This is a genomic window from Clostridium sp. MT-14 (assembly GCF_042436595.1).
Taxonomy (GTDB): Bacteria; Bacillota; Clostridia; order Clostridiales; family Clostridiaceae; genus Clostridium_B; species Clostridium_B aromativorans.
In genome coordinates, this window is record NZ_JBHMIY010000086.1 from 1 (window position 1) to 1164 (window position 1164).

Annotated in this window: 1 protein-coding gene; it reads right to left on the reverse strand. The window is 32.4% G+C overall.

The annotated features are described in order from the left end of the window. Positions 1-104: 104 nt before the first annotated feature. Positions 105-1046, reverse strand: a complete 942-nt coding sequence (locus tag ACFHWD_RS20595) for an IS982 family transposase (protein WP_378062940.1) — start codon at positions 1044-1046, stop codon at positions 105-107. Positions 1047-1164: the final 118 nt, after the last annotated feature.

Genomic DNA, 1164 nt, shown 5'->3' on the forward strand with positions numbered 1-1164 from the left:
TTAACCTGTTGTGCTAAAAGATAAATTTTCATAAATAGGATATATACTCCATAGAAATAAGCTAGAGTAACCCTAAGAACTTTATCATATGCTTTTAAGAAAAATTAACCAAATACTAACTGCTTAATTTTTGATATATTTGGATTAATACTCAATACTTTATTGATAAAATAGCAGAGATTATGAGCTAAAATTTTGTTCGTTATTCTGCTTACTAATCCCCACATGGATCTGGCAAGTACTCTTTGTATATTTAGCTGGCTGGATAATTGAGAAAAAGTTGACTCAATTCTTCGCCTGGCTTTAAATATTGTCTGTCTGAATTCTTTTGAAAATTGATTTACAGTTTTCTTTCTTTTCATGGCAATAAGATTGATTTTCTTTTCAGATTTTAGTTCTGAAATAAATCTATCTCCAATATATCCTTTATCCCCTATTATAGTTACCGGGGATAGGGATGATGTTAAATCCCATACTGCTGCGCGATCATCAATATTGGCAGGAGTTAAGATAAAATCGGTCAAATATCCATCAAGTGCTGTAAGGGCATGCAGTTTAAATCCATAGTAGGTTTCCTTCTTGGAGGCACACCTGCCGTAGGCAGCCTCCGGCTTAAATGCTCTATGAAAATGTGCTCTCCCAAATTCACAAACTGGAACCGGCATACTGTCAATTATCCTGTATTGCTCATAAGTATAGTTTAGAAACCATGTTATTTCTTGACGGATTTGCTCCACGACCTTGTAAAGTGATTTTCTAATTCTGTGGAATCTTGTTCTTGTACAAAATTCAGGGAATAAATCCTTTAAATTTCTGGTACAGAAACTGAACCATGATTTCTCAGAATCGATAGAAAGAAGTTCGCCAACCAGTGATAAAGTAATTATTTCACTGTCGTTCATAATTGCTTTATCAATATTTCTGCGATTTTTAATATGTGCTGGAGTAACTTTGTGGTAAAAGTCATCAATTATTACAAATGTAACAGTAATAAAATCTTTAAGATTATCAATTTCTATAGTATAATCTTTCTTGAACTCTGGCATATATGTTTTCCCCCTATCATTAGAATCTTTGCTGATTTTTTAATGATAAGGTAACATAATTGCCGGAGTTTTTCTATTTGTAAATTATGTTAGTGAATTTAACTAGCACAACAGGTTA

Bases quoted from the DNA above. Each gene is read 5' to 3' on its own strand.
- ACFHWD_RS20595 (WP_378062940.1), bottom strand. From the start codon at position 1,046: ATGCCAGAGTTCAAGAAAGATTATACTATAGAAATTGATAATCTTAAA.